15 protein-coding genes and 1 pseudogene are annotated in these 18,805 nt (G+C 71.3%); 8 read left to right on the forward strand and 8 right to left on the reverse strand.

Annotated elements, in window-relative coordinates; all coding sequences use genetic code 11:
* Positions 1–293: 293 nt before the first annotated feature.
* A complete protein-coding gene (locus B446_RS33520) occupies positions 294–1,139 on the reverse strand; it encodes an alpha/beta fold hydrolase (RefSeq protein ID WP_020937693.1) in 846 nt (281 codons plus the stop codon).
* A gap of 75 nt (positions 1,140–1,214) precedes the next feature.
* On the opposite strand from B446_RS33520, the gene B446_RS33525 reads away from it, so the two are divergent.
* The 7 genes and pseudogenes from B446_RS33525 to B446_RS33550 all read left to right on the forward strand — a co-directional run bounded on the left by B446_RS33525 (position 1,215) and on the right by B446_RS33550 (position 8,386).
* Positions 1,215–1,703, forward strand: coding sequence for a MarR family winged helix-turn-helix transcriptional regulator (locus tag B446_RS33525; protein ID WP_020937692.1), 489 nt, complete (start codon positions 1,215–1,217; stop codon positions 1,701–1,703).
* Between the two features lie 646 nt (positions 1,704–2,349).
* The gene (locus B446_RS33535; protein ID WP_020937690.1) at positions 2,350–3,066 is read left to right on the forward strand and encodes a TetR-like C-terminal domain-containing protein; all 717 of its coding nucleotides are present in this window, start codon (positions 2,350–2,352) and stop codon (positions 3,064–3,066) included.
* A gap of 178 nt (positions 3,067–3,244) precedes the next feature.
* Positions 3,245–3,295: pseudogene (locus tag B446_RS41205) on the forward strand (hypothetical protein); the annotation flags it as partial.
* Between the two features lie 420 nt (positions 3,296–3,715).
* Positions 3,716–4,246, forward strand: coding sequence for a hypothetical protein (locus tag B446_RS33540; RefSeq protein WP_043474535.1), 531 nt, complete (start codon positions 3,716–3,718; stop codon positions 4,244–4,246).
* Positions 4,243–6,636 (forward strand): glycoside hydrolase family 65 protein, encoded by a 2,394-nt coding sequence (locus tag B446_RS33545; RefSeq protein ID WP_020937688.1) that lies wholly within the window; start codon positions 4,243–4,245, stop codon positions 6,634–6,636. Before B446_RS33540 ends, B446_RS33545 begins: the two co-directional genes overlap by 4 nt.
* Positions 6,637–7,109: 473 nt before the next feature.
* Entirely contained in the window at positions 7,110–7,250 is a 141-nt protein-coding gene (locus tag B446_RS39360) for a hypothetical protein (protein WP_158506733.1), read from the forward strand.
* Positions 7,251–7,312: 62 nt separating this feature from the next.
* Entirely contained in the window at positions 7,313–8,386 is a 1,074-nt protein-coding gene (locus B446_RS33550; protein ID WP_078614869.1) for a HesA/MoeB/ThiF family protein, read from the forward strand.
* A 114-nt stretch (positions 8,387–8,500) separates the two neighbouring features.
* On the opposite strand, the gene B446_RS33555 is transcribed toward B446_RS33550, so the two are convergent.
* From B446_RS33555 to B446_RS33585, 7 genes are all read right to left on the reverse strand, one after another.
* On the reverse strand, positions 8,501–9,301 hold the full coding sequence (locus B446_RS33555) for a phosphotransferase (protein ID WP_043477266.1): 801 nt from the start codon (positions 9,299–9,301) through the stop codon (positions 8,501–8,503).
* A 38-nt stretch (positions 9,302–9,339) separates the two neighbouring features.
* Positions 9,340–10,794, reverse strand: coding sequence for an ATP-binding protein (locus B446_RS33560; RefSeq protein WP_020937685.1), 1,455 nt, complete (start codon positions 10,792–10,794; stop codon positions 9,340–9,342).
* A complete protein-coding gene (locus B446_RS33565; protein WP_020937684.1) occupies positions 10,791–11,525 on the reverse strand; it encodes a response regulator transcription factor in 735 nt (244 codons plus the stop codon). Before B446_RS33565 ends, B446_RS33560 begins: the two co-directional genes overlap by 4 nt.
* Positions 11,526–11,835: 310 nt before the next feature.
* Entirely contained in the window at positions 11,836–12,234 is a 399-nt protein-coding gene (locus tag B446_RS33570; RefSeq protein ID WP_020937683.1) for a PepSY domain-containing protein, read from the reverse strand.
* A gap of 372 nt (positions 12,235–12,606) precedes the next feature.
* Positions 12,607–14,811 carry a bifunctional polysaccharide deacetylase/glycosyltransferase family 2 protein gene (locus B446_RS33575; protein WP_020937682.1) on the reverse strand — a complete coding sequence of 735 codons (2,205 nt, stop codon included), beginning with the start codon at positions 14,809–14,811 and terminating at the stop codon, positions 12,607–12,609.
* Positions 14,812–14,826: 15 nt separating this feature from the next.
* Positions 14,827–15,669, reverse strand: coding sequence for a hypothetical protein (locus B446_RS36260; protein WP_052352106.1), 843 nt, complete (start codon positions 15,667–15,669; stop codon positions 14,827–14,829).
* Positions 15,670–15,884: 215 nt separating this feature from the next.
* Positions 15,885–16,526, reverse strand: a complete 642-nt coding sequence (locus tag B446_RS33585; RefSeq protein WP_020937680.1) for a uridine kinase family protein — start codon at positions 16,524–16,526, stop codon at positions 15,885–15,887.
* 634 nt (positions 16,527–17,160) lie between these two features.
* On the opposite strand from B446_RS33585, the gene B446_RS33595 reads away from it, so the two are divergent.
* Positions 17,161–18,762 (forward strand): hypothetical protein, encoded by a 1,602-nt coding sequence (locus B446_RS33595; RefSeq protein WP_020937678.1) that lies wholly within the window; start codon positions 17,161–17,163, stop codon positions 18,760–18,762.
* Positions 18,763–18,805 lie beyond the last annotated feature (43 nt).

Here is an 18,805-nt window from a genome sequence, read left to right on the forward strand (position 1 = left end):
TCAGGGTGCATCCGACGGTTACCAGCCCGATGGCGATGAGCTTGGCGGCCCCGTAGTAGCGGAGCGCCGGCTCCCGTGGGGTGCCGGGCAGCCGGAGAGAGACCCATGCTGTAGCGATGGCTCCGAGAGCGATCAATGCGACGGCTCCCCATGTTCCCAGGTCCGTCCACCAGGGCTCCGCGACGTGGTTCGGCTCGTCGGTCCGCTCAGCGGCCTTGTCGTCCACGGTGTGCTTCTTCTCCTGCGTGTGGGGGGATGGTCGCGCAGGAAGACGCGGGCCCGGCGCGGAAGGTTCATCCCTCCGCGGACGGCGCCCCGAGAAAGTCCAGCACGATCGCGTCCACGGACGCGGCGCCGGCGACGGGCAGCGCGTGGTGCCCCAGCCCCGGCAGCACGTGGACCTTGGCCTGTGGCAGCAGCTGACGGGCCCGGTCGGCCCTCGCTTCGGCGTCGTGGACCCGGCTGTGCCCGGCGAACAGCGCCAGCACCGGCATGGTGAGCGGCGCCGGGTCCAGCGTCCGCCCCACCACCGGGCGGCTTCGCCCTCGCAGGGTGGCACCCAGTACGTACAGGCGTCTGAAGTCCTCGTCCACACGGGTACCCGCGGTTTCCCAGTCGAGGTACGCGCCGACTCGCCGCTCGGTGGGCCGCAGCAGCATCCGCAGTGCGCGCAGCAGGTAGCCCGGCCGGTATCCGCCGAACACCTGGGTCGGGTCGAGCAGCGCGAGGCGCTGCACCCGATGCGGAGCGTGCAGTGCGTATGCGGCGGCCACCCAGCCGCCGTACGAGTGCCCGCACAGGGCGGCCGCCGGCAGGCTCAGCCCGTCGAGCACGGCGTCGAGCCACGCCGTGAGGTCCCGGGGCGTGCGCAGCGGCAGACCGGCGCGTTCACTGCGGCCGACGTCACCGAGGATGTCGACCGCGTAGACCCGGTGCCGGGAACCCAGCGCCGGGGCGTTGGCGAACCACGCCGTGCCGGTGGCCCCGCCGCCGTGCAGCAACACCAGGGGCGGGCCGTCCGGCGGGCCGTAGGCGTGCACCCGGGTCGGGCCGTACGACGTCGGCACGGTCAGCTCTGCGGTCCCGGACGGCCAGCGGGCCAGCAGCGCGTCGTAGGCGGCGAAATAGGTGTCGGACACGCCGGCTCCTCGGCAGATCGATGACGTATTCTCTCGCTGAGCGAGATACTAAGCCGGCGAGAGGATGGTGCGTCAATGAACACCGAGGAGACTCCACAGGACCCCCGGCTGCGACTGGTCCATCAACTGCGCGCGGTCACCGTCGAGTTCGACCTGCTGGCCGCGGGGTTCGCAGCCCGCCACGGATTGCATCCCACCGATCTGCGAGCCCTGATCGCCCTGCTCGACGCCGCGCGGGCCGAACGCCCCATGACACCCGGCCGGCTCGGTGAACGGCTCCATCTCAACTCGGCCGGTACCACCACCCTCATCGACCGCCTGGAGCGGTTGGGCCTGGTCCGCCGCGAACGCGACACCACCGACCGCCGGCGGGTCCTGCTCACTGTCGAACCACGGGCGGTCGACCTGGGCTGGTCGTTCTTCGGCCCCGCCATCGGCACACTGCTCACCGCCATGGACGCCTTCACCCCGGAGGAACTCGGCACCGTCGAACGCTTCCTCGGTGCGATGACCACCGCCACCGACACCGCCCGCACGAATGCCGCCGCTTCCAGCGGGACGTGATCGCCCCGTCGGCGGCTTTTGCGCCTTCCGGGTCTTCGTGGCGCCCGCGGCGATGCCTCGGCCGACCTGTTCCTTCCTCCAGCCCTGAACGGCATTACGCCAGTGATCGTGTGCCGGTGTGGCGGTCATGCGGTCGCCGCGTGTGCGGACCGATGCCGGCACAACTCACCGAGTGGGGTGCTGTGCCGTTCCGACTTGTCCCCCTGGAGAGGCTCCAGTTGAGCACGCCGCCGCCCCCGCACCCCGAGGCGCAGTACCACGTCGTCGACCCGACGGACGGCCCCTGCGCGTCGCGGGACTACGTCGCCTACCCGGAGTACAGCGAAGACGGCGTCACGAGCCTGTGCCTGCACTCGCTGAAGCGCCAGCGGCGGATCCCGTATCCGGCCGGTTGTAGGGCACCGTGACACGCGCAGCTGCTCCGGCCGGTCCCGTGAACGGTCCGGGGCCGACGAACTCGCCTCTCGCTGGAAGGCCGGAGCCCACCTCGTCGCATTGAGCCGCTGGCACCGCGAACCGGCCCAGGATTCCTCGTCAGACAGGACGGGCCCTGTGTCGTGACCCCTTGGCCAGAACTGGCCGCATGCACGCCGCATTACCCGCCATGTAATCGACGCGATGCGGAACCTCTGACAGGGTCTGGATCATGACGACTTCCGAAGCCCATGACCCCCGCAAGGACAACCCCGAGGCGGCCGTCTCCCGGCTGAAGGCCGAGGCGGGCGGCCGCCTCGCGGCCCGGCACCGCGTCGACCTGGATCCGGACGAGTTGGCCCGCGCGGCGGGCGTCGACCCGAACCTGATCGAGGAGCGATTCCCGGATCGGGACGCCCTGTTGACCGACCTGGTGCTGGCCGCCTACAACGCGATGGGCGACAGCGCGGAGCGGGCCACGGCCGAGGCGGAGAAGGCCGGTGCCGACTTACTGGGCCGCTGGGTCGCGTGCTGCGAGGGCGTCCGCGCGTGGGCGCTCGCCCACCCCGAGGAGTACGTGCTGATCTGGGGCCGCCCGGTGCCCGGTTACGACGCCCCGCCGGAGACGATGGCCGCGGGCGCCCGCACGGTCCTGGTCCTGCTAGGCCTGGTCCGCGAGGCGTTGGCGGCAGGCGAACTCGCCGTGGACCACGTGCCCGCGCCCGAGCTGTCCGAGGGCATGGCCCGCACGATCGAGCCGCTGGCCCAGGGCATGCTGAGCGGCCTGCCCACCCCGGTCATCACCCGCATGCTGATCGTCTGGACCCAGCTGCACGGCATGGTCGGCTTCGAGGTCAACGGCCATATCGCGGGCGTCGCCGCCGACCCGGCCGCCTTCTTCACCCACGCGGCCACCGCCATGGGCCAGTACATCGGCCTGCCCCGCTGACCCTGTGATCCCCGAGCCGTGCTGTCCCGGCCCAGGGCGTGGCCGGCCGCGGTGGGTTCGATGAGGGAGGCGCGCTTGGCGGTGGCGCAGGGGCGGCGGCGCACGAAGCCGGCCTGCTCCAGGCGGCGTGCGGGCCGCCTCCGTCAACCCACTCGGCCTGAAGATCCGCGCCGGTCTGATGGCCGGCACCGCCCCGGCCCGCTTTCCCGTGACCCCCGGCCTCGATGCCGCCGGTGTCGTGGACGCGGTCGGCGAGGGCGCCGGCGTGGTCGTGGGGGAGGAGGTCCTGGGATCGTCTCCCACGACAGGGATCCGGGCTTGGCCACCGGCCCGTCGAGCAGGGCGTACTCGCCGTAGCTGCCGCCAACGGCGGATGTCGCGTTCACCGGCCGTTCCGATGACGGTGATGCCCCGTGTGCTGGCCAGCTGCACCGCGCACCGGAGGCGTCAGGACGAAGTCGACGCCCTGGCGGGCGGCCGGCCCGTACCCGGTCGGGCCAGCCGTCGCCGTAGCGGACCGCGGTGGCCCCCCTGCACCCCCGTCACCGCCACCTCCGAACTACCGCCGCGTGGACCGAGTGGGTGCCTTGCCACGTGCGGGGGAGTGTCTTCGTCCCGTAGTCCGACGACGGCTTCTAGCCTCGGCGGCATGCTGGGGCTACCTGCTCGCGTCCGTGTCTGCCCGTTCGACCCCGACGGGGTGCTCGCCCAGCCTGCGAAGGCGCACGCGGCTGCCTGGAAGGAGATGTTCGACGACTGTCTCCGCGAGCGCCCGGCACGCGAGGGGGCGGCGTACGTGCCCTTCGACGCCGTTCACGACTACGGCGAGTCCGTGAACGGCAGGCCCCGCGAGGACGGCGTGCGTACCTTCCTCGCCGCGCGAGGGGTGCGGCTGCCCGAAGGCGCACCGGACGGCCAGCCGCGGACGCAGACGGTGAACGGGCCCGGCACCCGGAAGAACAACTTCCTGGTGGCGACCGTTGCGGCGGGCCGTGCGCCGGCGGTGGACGAGGACGCGGCCGCTGTGCTCGAGGACGCGCTCGCCGGTGCCGAAGCGGGGCGGACGGGACGGTTCGGCCTGGTCGTGGGGGTCGCCGGGGTCGGCCAGGCGGAGCACTTGCGGGCGCACGGCGCGGATGTGGTCGTCCGCGACCTGGATGAACTCCTGGAGGCACGGTGATCACCCATCCCAGCTTCACGGTCGAGCCGTGGAGCCTGCGCGAGACCGAGCTGAACCTGGACGTCCTCGCCCAGAGCGAATCGGTGTTCGCCCTCTCCAATGGGCACATCGGGTGGCGCGGGAACCTGGACGAGGGGGAACCGCACGGGCTGCCCGGTGCGTACCTCAACGGTGTCCACGAGAGGCACCCGTTGCCCTACGCCGAGGGCGGATTCGGGTATCCCGAGTCCGGCCAGACGATGATCAACGTCACCGACGGCAAGATCATCCGACTGCTGGTCGACGACCACCCGTGCGACCTGCGCTACGGGCAAGTGCTGGCGCACGAGCGTTCCCTGGACTTCCGCTCGGGCATCCTCAGCCGGACGGCGCGATGGGTCTCGCCCGACGGCCGTACGGTGCGGATCTCCTCACAGCGGCTCGTCTCCTTCACCCAGCGCGCGGTCGCCGCGATCGTGTACGAGGTAGAGCCGCTCGACGGTCCGACCACGGTCGCCGTGCAGTCCGAGCTGGTCGCCAACGAGCAGCTGCCCCGCGTCGAGGGCGATCCGCGCGTCGCCGCGGCGACCGAGTCCCCACTGGTGGCCGAGGAGTCCTTCGCGCAGGACACCCGGTTGCGGCTCGTGCACCGTACCGGCGTCAGCGGGCTGCGGGTCGCGGCTGCGGCCGACCACCTCGTCGAGGGTCCGGAGAGCACCCGTTGGACCGCGCAGTGCGAGCCCGACGTCAGCCGTCTGACGGTGACCGCGGACCTGGTGCCCGGACGACCGCTGCGCCTGGTCAAGTTCGTGGCCTACGGCTGGTCGGGGGAGCGGTCGCTGCCGGCCGTGCACGACCAGGTGGACGGCGCGGTGGCCGCCGCGATCAGCACCGGCTGGGACGGCCTGGTCGCGGCCCAGCGTGACTACCTGGACCGGTTCTGGGCCGGCGCGGACGTCGAGGTCGAGGGCGACGCGCAGATCCAGCAGGCGGTACGCTTCGCCCTCTTCCACGTCCTCCAGGCCGCGGCCCGCGGCGAGAACCGGGCGATTCCCGCCAAGGGACTCACCGGAACCGGGTACGACGGACACTGCTTCTGGGACACCGAGTCCTACGTCCTGCCGGTGCTGACCTTCACCGTGCCGGACACCGTTCCCTCGCCGCTGCGATGGCGCCACCGCACGCTCCCGGCGGCCCGGGAACGCGCCCGCCAACTGGGTCTGGCCGGGGCGGTGTTCCCCTGGCGGACGGTCGACGGCGCCGAGTGCTCCGCCTACTGGCCGGCCGGCACCGCCGCCTTCCACATCAACGCCGACATCGCCATGGCCGCGGTCCGCTACGTGGCGATGACCGGCGACGAGGAGTTCGAGCGCCACGAGGGACTCGACCTGCTCGTGGAGACCGCCCGCTTGTGGCGCTCCCTTGGACACCACGACGCGCAGGGCGTGTTCCACATCGACGGGGTCACCGGACCGGACGAGTACAGCGCCATCGCCCGGGACAACCTCTACACCAATCTGATGGCCCGGCAGAACCTGCGTGCCGCCGCGGACGTGGTCACGCGTCACCGGGAGCGCGCCGAGGAACTGGGGGTCGACGACGAGGAGGCCGCCGGTTGGCGGGACGCCGCGGCCCGCATGGCGATGCCGTACAACGAGAGCCTCGGCGTGCACGAACAGTCGGCCGGGTTCACACACTTCCAGCGCTGGGACTTCGACGCGACCCCGCCGGAGAACTACCCGCTGATGCTGCACTACCCCTACTTCGATCTGTACCGCAAACAAGTGATCAAGCAAGCCGACGTGGTGCTGGCGATGTTGGAGTGCCCCTATGCGTTCACCGACCAGGAGAAGGAACGCAACTTCGCCTACTACGAGGCGCTGACCGTCCGCGACTCTTCCCTCTCGGCGGCCTGCCAGGCGGTGCTCGCCGCGCAGACGGGTCATCTGCGGCTGGCCTACGCCTACCTCGGCGAGGCCGCGCTGATGGACCTGGACGACCTGGAGCACAACACCCGCGACGGACTGCACATCGCCTCCCTCGCAGGGACGTGGATCGCGCTGGTCGCCGGATTCGGGGGCCTGCAAAGGCACCTCAAGGACGGAAGGGCGGACCTGCTGGGGTTCGCTCCGCGCCTGCCCGAGGCGTTGTCCAGGGTGGCGTTCACGGTGGCGGTGCACGGACGCAGGCTGAACGTGGACATCGATCAGACCAGAGCACGCTACCGACTGGTCGACGGCGACCCGCTTCAGGTGCTGCACCACGGAGAACCGATGACCGTGACCGCCGACGAACCGGTGGACCGCCCGCTGCCGCCCGCCCCCGTGCTGCCCGAACCACAGCAGCCGCGCGGCCGCCGCCCGGCAGGACGGCCCAGCCCGGAGGCCGCCTGGACGGAGCCACAGGACTGAGGCCCGTCTTCAGCCCATCATCCGCAAGGGTGTCTGGTGACGACTCGGTGGCCGGCTTCCACAGACGGCTGCTTGCCGCCCTGAACAGGGTGGCCGCGGGCGTCGTCGGCGGAAAGAACGCCGAAAGGACCTGGAAAGTACGGCCGTGAAGAGTGGGAGCAGGCCGGGCCGGTAGGAAGTCCGGCAGGTGAATCCCTGAATGCAGAGAACGTTCCTCCGACAACCGCAGTTGCGGGCTGCGGGCGTCACGAATCGTTTCCAGTAGCCGGCGCGAGGCGCCGGGGCCGGTACCAGACCTGCTGCTGAACCTGTCCTGAATGAACCCGGTTCCGCCTTCGACGCCGAGGTCGCGGCAGGGATGACCGGCGCCCGCCTCGCCGCCGTGGGGTGACGACTCACGTGCAGGAACGGCGTCGATCGCCCATGGACTTCCGCATCCGCGGGAGAGATCAACACAAAGAGGGAGAAAGATCGTGCAGGACAACATCCACGCCACACAGGACGAGGAAGCGATCGCGCCCGGCGAGGCCGAGGCGACGGCGCAGACCGAGCTCCTCGAGATCCGTCTGCTCGACAAGATCGAGACCATCCAGAACAAGTCGATCGTCAGGTAGGAAAGGTTCGTGCCGGTGATTCCTCGGGATCACCGGCACGGCTCTCAAGGAGCGTGGTGGTCGTGACACATCCACGGGTGAAACCCGAGCACACAGCCCATCGATTCGACGACGGAACCATCCGGATCGGCGGCGAACTGTACGGAATCGCAGCGGAGATCACCGACCCGCACGGCTGGGTCTGGGAAGCGCTGAGCCTGATGGACGGAGCCACCCCGGTCGAGCGTATCGAGGCGGAACTGGCCGCACGGCACCCGTCGTTGGGCGACAGCGGCGCACGGGGAATGGTCAAGGCGCTGCTGGACACCGGCTACCTCGAAGACGCGGCCGGTGGACACCCCGAAGGCCTCACCGGCGATGAGACGGAGCGATACAGCCGCAACCACGCCTATTTCCGGCGTATCGACCTGCGACCGGGCAGCGACCCGTGGGCGGCGCAGCGGCGGCTCAAGAACGCGCGCGTGGGGATTCTGGGTGTCGGCGGCACGGGCAGCCACGCCGCATGGGCGCTGGCCGCCGTAGGGGTCGGCAGCCTGCACCTCGTCGATCCGGACCGCGTCGAGGTGTCCAATCTGACCCGGCAGGTACTGTACGGCGAAGCCGACCTCGGCAGGCCCAAGGCCCAGGTCGCGGTCGAGCGTCTGCGCTCGGTCAACTCGGCGGGCTCCTTCACCTGCGACATCCGGATGGTGGACACCGAGAAGGCGCTGGCAGAACTCGTCTCGGACTGCGATGTCTTCGCTCTGTGCGCCGACGAGCCGCGCAACGACCTCATCGCCAAGATGACCAACCGGGTGTGTGCCGCACAGGGCGTCCCCTGGGTGACCGCCGGATACAACGGCCCGCTGGTGACCGTCGGCGTGTACGGTCCCGCCGGTCCCTGCTTCGAATGCGTCGGTGCGGGGGAGGAGGCGAAGCTCAAGCCCGGCTGGCACCCGGACCTGGGGGGTACCGGGGTGCTCGCCCCGTCCGCGGGAATATCCGGACAGCTGATCGCCCATGAGGTGGTCTCGCTGCTCACGGGAACGGGCAGGCGCGCACCGGGGTATGTGCGGGGCCTCAACCTGATCGCTCCCGACCAACTGGTCGACGTACGACATCCGGCGCGCCCGGAGTGCCCGCTGTGCGGTTCCTGAGACCGCCCCTGCACGGCCACGGGACGAAGGCCGCCTCCCGGTTCCGGGCCGCCGCCGAGGACGAACTCCGGCCGATGGACACCCGAGGGGTTCGTCCTCGGACGTCCGGGCCGGTCAGCTCAGCAGGGCGGCCGTGAAGCTCTTGCGGTGGTCCACCAGCCAGGTCTGCACGCGGTCCCAGCGTTCCCATCCACCACGCTCGGCCAACGCCTGGAGATAGACGGAGTCTCCGCCGGCGACGCGGCGGGCGACGAAGGCCCTGCAGACCGCCGTGGCCTGCTCGATGACGCCAGACAACTCGGCGCGGCCCGCGGCCGGGAGGCCGTAGCCGTCGGCAAGAATCCGCAGCCGCGCGGCCGCATCAAGCCCGGGGGGATGAAGAGCGGCCGCGGACTCGGGATCAAGCATGGGCACCCAATAGCGGGCGGTCATGGCGATGTCCCAGAGCGCACGGCCCGGGGCCGCCAAGTCGAAATCGATCAGGGCCACGGCACGGCCGTCGCGGAAGACGACGTTCTCCGGGCACACGTCGTTGTGGCACAGCATCGTTCCCCCCTCCGGGTCGGCGAGGTCCGAGGGCCACTCGGCACGGCTGTCCACCGCGACGGCCGCGCCGGCCTCATGCAGACGCCGCAGCAGGCTGCCCACCGATTCGAGGGCGGAACTCCCCATCGCCCAGTCCTGGAACGGCGGCAGGGCCACGTCACCGGGGATGAACGTCAGCCGCTCACGGCCATCCGCGGTGAGACCGACAGGGGCCGGCGCCGCGTCGAAGCCATGCACCCTCAACGCACGGAGATAGGCATGCAGAGCACGGGCGTTGCGCGGTGCCGGTCGCTCCACCGACTCACCCCGGCGGAAGACCGCCCCCGCGTTCGCCATCCCGCCGACCAGCGCCTCGCCCTCAGCCGTCATGAGGAGCAAGCTATCGCCACATCGACCGACCGTGCTCTTCACGCATCGAAGCCGCGGCCGGCCGGCTCTGTGTGACGGCTGCGGCCGCGGCGCGCGCCGAAGTCCTCTCCCGGCGGTGACACTTTGTTCCGGCGGGCAGGGGCGGGGCGCAGCCGTATGCGGGCGTCGAGGCCGGTGCCGGGGGCGGGGTGGAGCGTGATGGTGCCGCCGGAGGCGTCGACGAGGTGGCGGACGATCGGCAGGCCGAGGCCGGTGCCGTCGTGGTGAGAGTCGGAGGAGCGCCAGAACCGGTCGAAGGCGCGATCGCGGTCCGTGTCGTTCATGCCGGGCCCCTGGTCGATGACGTGGAGTTCGCTGCCGGGGACGCGGTGCAGGGTGATGGTGGTGCCGGGTGGGGAGACACGCAGAGCGTTGGCGAGGAGGTTGTCGATGATCTGTTCCAGGGCGCCGGGGATCGCCCACACATGGCCGGTGGGCGGGCCGGTGATGTCGAGGGTCACGTACTGTTCGGCCGCCAGTGGCTCCCACATGGCGACACGGTCGGTGAGGACGGCGTCCAGATCGACGGGTTCGGGGGTGGTCGCGGTGTTCTCCAGCCGGGCCAGCGCGAGGAGTCCCTGCACCATACGGCCGAGGCGTTCGACCTCTCCGACGGCTTCCTCCAGGCTGCCGTGCGCGCGCGGGTCCAGGTGGGGCTCGAAGTTCTCCAGCCGCAGTCGCAGTGCGGTCAGCGGAGTCTTCAGCTGGTGGGAGGCTTCCGAGGCGAACGCCTGCTGGGACGCGAGGAGGTGCTGGAGCCGGGTCGCGGTGTGGTTGAACGACGTGGCCAGTCGGCGCAGTTCGGGCGGTCCGGTGGTGGCGTCGGGCGGGTGGGCCAGGTGCCCGTGGGCGAGTTGGGTGGTCGCGGCTTCCAGGGTGCGCAGGGGGCGGGTGATCCAGCGGGCCAGGCTGAAGGCGATCAGAGCGACCGCGGCAAGGATGCAGGCTGCGGCGAGGGCCAAGGCGCCCCAGATGCGGTGTACGCGGGTGCTGACCTGGTCCAGGGGGCACGTCAGGCGCAGGGCGCCGCGGATCGTGGTGCCGGAGGAGCCGGGCATGGTCGCGGACAGCACGTCACGGCCGGCGCCGTCCGTCGTGGTGGTGACGGTGGGCTGGTTGTTCAGGGCGCGGGCGATGTCCGGCTGATCGGCAAGGCTCCTCCCAGCGCGGCCGGCGGGATCGGAGTCGGCCAGGACGATGCCCTGTCTGTCGGTGACGACGACGTGGGCGCCGGTGCGGTTGGCGTAGTCACCGACAACGTCCGGCAGCGCGTCGAGCCGGCCCTTTTCGATGTTCTCCTCAGCGACCTCGGCGAGCGTGGAGGCGTCGCGTTCCACGCTCTGTGAGGCACGGGAGGTCTCGCCGCGGGCGTATATGTAGCCGAGGGGGATCTCCAGCCCGGCCAGTACGAGTGCGGCCAGGGCGAGGTAGCTGAGGAGGAGGCGGCGGGTCATTCGGCCGCCTCTGAGGCGCCGGGTTCGCGGGGGACGGTGAGACGGAAGCCGACGCCGCGGGCGGTGGTGACCCATCCGGGGTCGCCGAGCTTGCGGCGCAGGGCGGCCACGTGCGCGTCGAGGGTTTTGGTGGGGCCGAAGAAGTGGGGGTCCCAGACCGTGTCCATGATCTGCTGCCGGGTGCACACCGTGCCCGGATCGTCGGCGAGGAAGGCGAGCAGGTCGAACTCTCGGGGCGTCAGGGCGACCTGCCGGCTGTTGAGATGGACCTCGCGGGTGCGGCGGTTGAGGGTCAGCGGCCCCAACACCTGCGCGCCGGAGGCCGGCCGATGCGATTCGGGTGTTCGCGCGGGTCCGGTCGGCGTGAAGGCGGGGGCGCCGGCCCGGCGGGTGACGGCGCGGATGCGGGCGATCAGCTCCCGCACGCCGAAGGGCTTGGCGAGGTAGTCGTCGGCGCCGAGCTCCAGGCCGACGACACGGTCGGCCTCCTCGCCCCGCGCGGTGATCATGATGATGGGGACGGCGGAGCGGGCCCTGAGGGTGCGGCAGACGTCCAGGCCGTCCATGTCGGGCAGACCGAGATCCAGCAGGACCAGGTCCGGCGAGGTCGCGGTGGCGGCGAGCCCGGCGGTGCCGGTGCGGACGTGGTCCACAGCGAACCCGTAGCGTCCCAGGCCCTCGGTGAGAGGGCCTGCGATTCGGTCGTCGTCTTCGATGAGCAGCAGCCGCATGGCGCCAGGCTCGCACAGCTGTGTCAGGAGAGTTGAGGGGTTCAGGGGAAGCCACCAGGGATCGGAGAAGGCGAACGGGACGATGCGATCGTCGCCGTCCTCGCGTCCTTGCTCCTCATGTCCGTCTTCTTCCCCGGTGTTCGGGCTCACGCCGGTATCCGACGGGGAACTCGTCTGCGTGGGTGCGGCGGCGGTGCTCGTGCTGCCACCGGGCGACGCGGGGCCGGTCGTGACGTCCGGCGGAAGCGGCTGAGCGGTCGGCGACCTCGAATGACATCGGGTCGCCCGCCCTACGGCTCGGACGTCCCCGTCAGCCGGCGTCGGCCTCCTCGGTGCCCTCCTTCTTGGTGTCGGTGACTTTGAAGGACTTGTCGAGGTAGACCTCGATCGAGGAGCCGTCGGCCTGCTTCACCTCCACCGCGTACATGCCGGGCTTCTCCGCGTCCTCCTCGGACTTCACGACGGTGCCCGGGTACGCGCCGAGCGCCGCGGCCTCGGCCTTCCGCTTGACCTCACCGGTCAGCGGCGGCTCCGTCCTGTCGTCGGTGTCACCGCCGGCCGCCTCGGCGCCGTCGGCGCTCTGCGCCTGCTGCTGGGTGTCAGCGGCCTTGGAACCGGAGCCGGAGTCGGATCCGCCGCAGGCGACGAGTGCCCACATCAGCACGGCAGCGGGAGCGGCGAGCACGGCACGGCGGGACAGAACACGCATCAGGGAGTCTCCAAACGCTGGGAAGTCTCGCGGTTTCGAAGGCGGTGGAACCGGGCCTTCGGGGGATGACCACGACCCTAGGAACCCGTTGTTGAGAGACGGCCCAGCACATGGACAGAGGCGGACCAGCAGACCGCCAATCTTTCGCCACCCGGGCGCTGTTCACGACAGGCAGCACCTGTCGAGCCCCGGGGAAGGCCGTCGGGGGCGGAGCCTGAACCGTCGCCGCCTCAGAGAGCGGATGAGCACCTGACGGGTCGTGTCATCGGCGCCGGTCACCGTGAGATCGTCCCCGGCCCGCACCTCTGCCGGGAAGGTGCCTCGGTCCCGACGCCCGGGCCCTCCATCACGACCCGTCCCTGCTGACGGGAGTCATCGCGGGGTGGATGCCGCGGGAGGCTCCTCCCGGGTGAGGTCGGAGGGGAGTGGCTGAGCGCCGACCGGGGGCTGCAGACTTCCGTACCGTTCCATGCGTTGCCACCGCAGGCGCGAGCCCGAGACGGCGGTGAACACGGACTGGATCACGACCAGGTACATCAGCTGTCGGTAGACGAACTGCTGCAGCGGCAGGCTCCACAGGGGGCCCGGGCGTTCGCCGTCCAGACGGAACGCGTAGAGGCCCATCAGGAGTTGCAGCAGCAGGAAGGTCAGCCACAGCCCGATGATCCGGACCGGGTCGAGGAAGACGAGCCCGTAGAGGGCGAAGATGTCCACCGCGGGTGCGAGCAGGGGCAGCAGCACCTGGAAGAGAAGCAGGTAGATCAGGCCCCTGCGGCCCAGTTTCCCGGCGGCGCCGCGTTGTACGAGCGCGCCGCGGTGCTTCCACATCGCCTGGAGGGTGCCGTAGCACCAGCGGTAGCGCTGCCGCCACAGGGCGTTCAAAGAGGCCGGAGCCTCCGTCCATGCCTTGGCGCCCTCCTCGTACACCACGCGCCAGCCGTTCCGGCACAGGGCCATGGTGAGGTCGGTGTCCTCGGCCAGGGTGACGTCGCTGACTCCGCCGAGGTCAAGCAGCGCCCGGCGGCGGAACGCGCCGACCGCGCCGGGCACGGTCGGCATGCATTCGGCGAGGTCGAACAGGCGGCGGTCGAGATTGAACCCGACCACGTACTCGATGTGCTGCCAGCGACCCAGCAGGCCGCCACGGTTGACGACCTTGGCGTTGCCCGAGACGGCCCCCACGCGGGGGTCGGCGAAAGGCTGCACGATGGTGCGGACGGTGTCGGGTTCGAAGACCGTGTCGCCGTCGACCATGACCACCAGGTCGCAGGTGGCGGCGGCGAGCCCGCTGTTGAGGGCGGCGGGCTTGCCCGCGTTCCGCCGGCGGATCACCCGCACCGGCAGACCGAGTGCCTCCACCAGATCGGCGGTGCCGTCGGTCGACCCGTCGTCGACCACGATGATCTCGACCGGATGGTCGGATGCGAGCAGCGAACGCACGGCCGCCTCGATCCCGGCGCTCTCGTTGTAGGCGGGAACGATGACGCTGACCGGCTCGGTGACCCGTGGTCCCCAGGACCGGTCGGGTCCGCCCGCCCGCAGGCGGCGGTGCCGCCGGGCGGCTGTCAGTACGACGGCCGCGCGCAGCACGCTGATCGCGCCTGCCGCGTACATCAGCCAGCCCAGCAGCCGGACGACCCGGTCACCGCCCTGGAGGGCCCTGACGAGGGCCAGTCCTTGCAGGTGATCGCCCAGGCCGGCGGGCTGTACGGGTGCGGCCATGCCGACCGCGTCGGAGACCGTCGCGAACCTGAAGCCCTGCGCCTTGAGGCGTGGGACCAGGGCAGCCAGCGCGGCGACGGTCTGGGAGCGGTCGCCGCCGGCGTCGTGCATGAGCAGGACCTGCCCGCCGTGCCCGTGTGGTGTCGCGTTCGCGAGGATGCGGCGCGCACCGGGGCGCTGCCAGTCCTCGGCGTCCTGGGTGGACAGCACCGTGACGTAACCCGCCGCGTCGGCCTGCTTCAGGACGGACCAGTCGGCGTCGTCCAGCGCGCCGTTCTCCGAGGAGTACGGCGGCCTGAGCAGTGCGGTGGTGACCCCCGCGGCGCCGGCCACCGCCAACTGCGTCTCACGCAACTCCAGCGAGCGTTGCCACGGGGCGAGACGGGCCAGGTCGGGATGGGTGAAGGTGTGGATGCCGATCTGGTGGCCGTCGGCGACGATACGGCGGACCAGCTCGGGGTGGGCGACGACCTGGGTCCCGACGACGAAGAAGGTCGCGTGCACGTGGTTGCGGCGCAGCACCTCCAGGATGCGTGGCGTCCAGGTGGGGTCCGGGCCGTCGTCGAAGGTCAGCGCGATGGTGCGGGGCCGCACCCGGGCGGTGTGGGGAGAGGTGGCGGCGCCCGCGATCACGGGGCCGCCGTGGGCCACCCGGGCGGGCACCATGTCGCTCCTGCCCCGGACGCCGGTCACGGCGTCCGAGGTGATGCCGAACATGTGGTGGGTGTAGCCCTGGAGCAGCAGGGCCGTGGACAAGGTGACCGCGAACACGCTGAGCAGCAGCCAATGGGTGCGGGGTGTGATCCGGCGAGTGCGGTCGCGGCGCCGGGCGGCGCGGCGGCGGTGATGGGTCACGTCAGGAGCCTTGGATCATCTCACGGGCTTGTGGGACGTGCCGAGCGCGCGGCCCCTGGGGGTCGGACGGGTGGGCACGGCAGGAGTGGCGGCCGGGGCCGGGGCCGAGACGGAGGTGGAAGAGGTCGGAGACGCGGCGCTGGTGGGCGCCGTGGTCGGCACGGGTGTGGCCGCGGTGGTGGCGGGGGCTGTCGGCCGTTCGGTCGGACTGGCGTTCTTCTGCGCCGCCGTGGAGCGGGAGTTCTTCCGCGCCGCAGCGGACCGCGTGCTCTCCGCGGAGTCGCCGGTACCGGCGGAGGTGTCGGGCACGGACGCGCGTGGCGTGGAGCGGTCCGGGGAGTCCGGCTGGGGCACGAACGGGGCGCTGAGTCTGGGGCCGCCGAGCACGGCGCTGATCAGCAGGGCGACGTAGCCGCCCGCGGGGATCACCAGCAGCCGGGCCGCGCGCCGCACGCGGCGCTGGCGGCGGCCCGAGGAGTCCACGAAGACCGGCCGCACCGAATCGCTTCCGAACGGAGTCTCCGCTCCCGGCGTGGGATCGCCGGGCGTGCCGAGTCCCGGGGCCGGCGCGGTGAGGACGTCCACGGTGAGGACGTCACCGTGGACGCCCGACACGGTCGCGGCGGCCCCGGGTCCGGCATCGTGCACGTGCGCCTCGGCGCCGTAGAGATCCGTCCCCCGTGCGTAGGCGTCGACCGCGGGGTACGTCCCCTGCGCGAGTTGCCCCGACGCCCGGGGCGTGGCGGCCATGCCGGTGGTGGTACCGCCGTCGTGCTCGCAGGCGTAGTCGTACCCGTCCCCGGCACTGTCGTACGGATCCGCGCCGTACCCTCCGCTGCTCTGGTCCGTCCACTGCACGAGTCGTGCTCCTCTTTCTGGCCGACCGACACAGCCGTCCGCTTGGACAGAGCCGACGCGGCCGGAATTGTTACACCCCGGCCCCACAGAGCAGGACAATTCAGCACAAGAGGTGGATCGGTCGACGACGCGCGGGGCGAGCTCAGGGAGGAGGCCGCGGCCGGTGCTCTCGGCGGTGCCGCTCGGCGGCGCGGCGAGTCGCCCCCCAAGACACGTCACATCGCGAGCGCCGGGGCTCCGGGGGTGTCGGGCACACCGCATACCTGTCGCGCCTGCGAGGGTGCCGCGGGCAGTGGGGTGAGGGCCGGCCCGATCAGCGGCATGACCGCGGCCAGCATCTCCGCCTCGCTCGCGGTCCCGTCCACGACCAGATCGGCCGCTGCCCGGGAGGGCGCGACATGGGCTGCGTGGCGGTCCCTGCCGGTCTGCAGATAGTTGCGCAGGGACAGCCGGGGGTCCTGGCGCTGCGCCTCGATCTTCCGGAGGATCTTGCGGGCCAGTCGTATGTCGTCGGGGGTCTCGACGTACACCCGCCACGCCGCCCGCCTCACCACGGACGGCAGTGACAGCGCGAACAGGCCCTCGACCACCACCAGCAGCACGCCGGGGCGCCGCAGCGCCGCGTCGATGGCGTGTGCCGCCGCTGTCTCGTCGATCGATCCCGGATGGTTCCAGTCGAGGACGGCGTGCCCGTCGGCGCTGACCGTCCACACACCCCTCAGGGGGTCGTGGGCGGGCACGTAGTAGTCGTCCAGGTGGACCAGCGCCACGGTCTCGGGCCACCGCAGCGACAGGGCCTCGGCAAGGGTGGACTTGCCGGATGCGGTGCCGCCTGCAACCGCCAGTACACCCGTCATAACGGGCGCTCCTCATGTGCTCAAAGGGGGGTGGACGAAGCGGCCGGACAAGCCGGGTCCAGGGAATGTACGGCGGTGGGATCGTCGATGGCAAGCAGGGAAGCGCGGCCCGGTTCAGCGAGGCCGGGACCGCGATCTCTGTGGTCGACCCGCGCACGGTCTCGGCGAAGCCGCGGACCTTCAGCGTGACACGACGGCTCCTGGACGCGGGCGGGACATCGAGGGCCGGGGACGAGTGGTCAGGCATGCGACTCGACGTCCGCTCGACATGACGGCCGCTGTTGTCGCCGTCCTCATGACCGCCCCGTCTGCTGCCGTACCGCCGGGCGGACCGAGAAGAACCCCGTCGCAGCCGTTCGAGCTTCCTGCCGTCTCAACCGGGTTTTACGCGGGGGAAGTTGGCCCGCCACCCGCAGTGACCGCGAGTCCGCGGCCGCGACCGGCGGGTCCACTGCCCGGCCTTTCCCCCTCCCGCACGCGGTCGCGCGGCCGACGCGGAAATCGCAACCGTGCAGAGCGCAACCATCCGAGCCCGTGACCGGTCAGCCATCCCGAACGACGTGTGCGTACGGCGTTGCGGATGGTGCGGGTGAGATGGGAGTGGGACATGGCGGGGACGAGGCGATGGAGCCGCGTGACGGCACTGCTGGCGGCGGTGAGCGGGCTCGGCCTGGCAGCGCTGCCCGGCACGGCGAACGCCGCCGGCACGAAGCTGTCGATCGAGGCGCAGGACACCTACTACGCCTACCAGTACGGTGAGGGGCCGCCCGGCGACGGCGGCCTGTTCCTCCTCGAACTCAACCTCAGCGCCCCGGAGGGCACCAAGCCCCTGGCCAAGAACGTCAAACTGACCATCGACGCCACGGAACTCGAGGGCAAGGCGGTCATCACCGGTGCCGGGGGTGCCTGCTCGCACCAGGCCTACGTCTACACCTGCGCCTACACCTCGATCGACGGCAAAACCAGCGTCCAGCCGTTCTACATCAAAGGGGCGAAGGGCACGAAGCCCGGCGCCTCCGGCGACATCCACTACACCGCGACGTCCAGCGACGCCGGGACGGCCACCGCCACGACGCACGCGGTCGTCGGCGGCCCCAAGCTGCTCACCCAGCGGGAAAAGGCGATTGCCGATGTCACACCCGGCGCCGGCTTCGACCTCACGCCCGCCGTCGCCAACGTCGGCCCACTGGCCGCGCCCCGAGGCATCGGCGTGAAGCTGTTCGGCGAGGAGGGGCTGAAGGTCGCCGAGCAGTACAGCAACTGCCACTACCGGCCGATGCCGCAGCCCACCGCGTACTGCACCTTCGACACCCCGATCGAGCCCGGCACGGCCTACGCCTTCGACAAGCCGTGGCACTTCACCACGTCGAACGACCTGATGTACGCCACCATCAACTACTCCACCTGGCCCCTGGGCAGCGGCAATCCGTGGGAGTACGACGATCCGGCGGACTACACCGTCACCGGCAGCGGACCGGAGCTCGGCCTCAAGCCCGTGTCCGCTTCCGGGTTCCCCGACTTCGGCGGCTTCGTCGAGGTGTCCACCACCCAGCACGCGGACTACCGCGCGATCGGCGGCGAGGTCACCGGCAAGCTGGGCCAGACGGTACCGGTGACCCTCGGTGTGAAGAACGAGGGCCCGGGTTCGATGAACCTCTACAGCCGCCCCGGCCAGGGTTCCGGCACCTATCGCGTCACCCCGCCCGAGGGCACCGTGATCACGAAGATCCCCTTCCCCGGCGAGGACGACGACCACGCCTGCGGCGCACCCATCAAGGGCACCCGCACCTACGAGTGCGAGATCCCGGACATCTTCCCGGCCGGCGACACCAGCGAGCTCACCTTCTACGTGAAGATCCAGGAGGCCGTCGCCCATCCGAAGGCCGGTTCCATCGAGGCCACGGGCCGCACCGACTTCCCCAACCGCGACAACCACCCGGAGAACGACTCCGCACCCGTGACCCTGACGATCACCGGCGGCACCCCGTCGGCCTCGCCCTCCGCTTCCCCTTCTCCCTCTCCCTCTCCTTCCGCATCGGCGTCCCCGAGCGCCGGCGCCTCCAACGGGGGCTCGGCCTCCAACGGCGGCGCCACGTCCGGCGGGACGAGCCCCGAGGGCGGTGTGATGGCCTCCACCGGCGCGGGCGCACTGCCCTGGATCGCGGCGTCGGCGGCAGCAGCGCTGGCGGCCGGCGTCGCGGGCGTCACGCTGTCGCGCCGACGGACGCGCGGCTGAAGGGGTGCTGCGGAAGGTCGGCGGTGAACAGGGTTGAGTGGCA

This window comes from Streptomyces collinus Tu 365, from assembly GCF_000444875.1.
GTDB classification, from domain to species: Bacteria; Actinomycetota; Actinomycetes; order Streptomycetales; family Streptomycetaceae; genus Streptomyces; species Streptomyces collinus_A.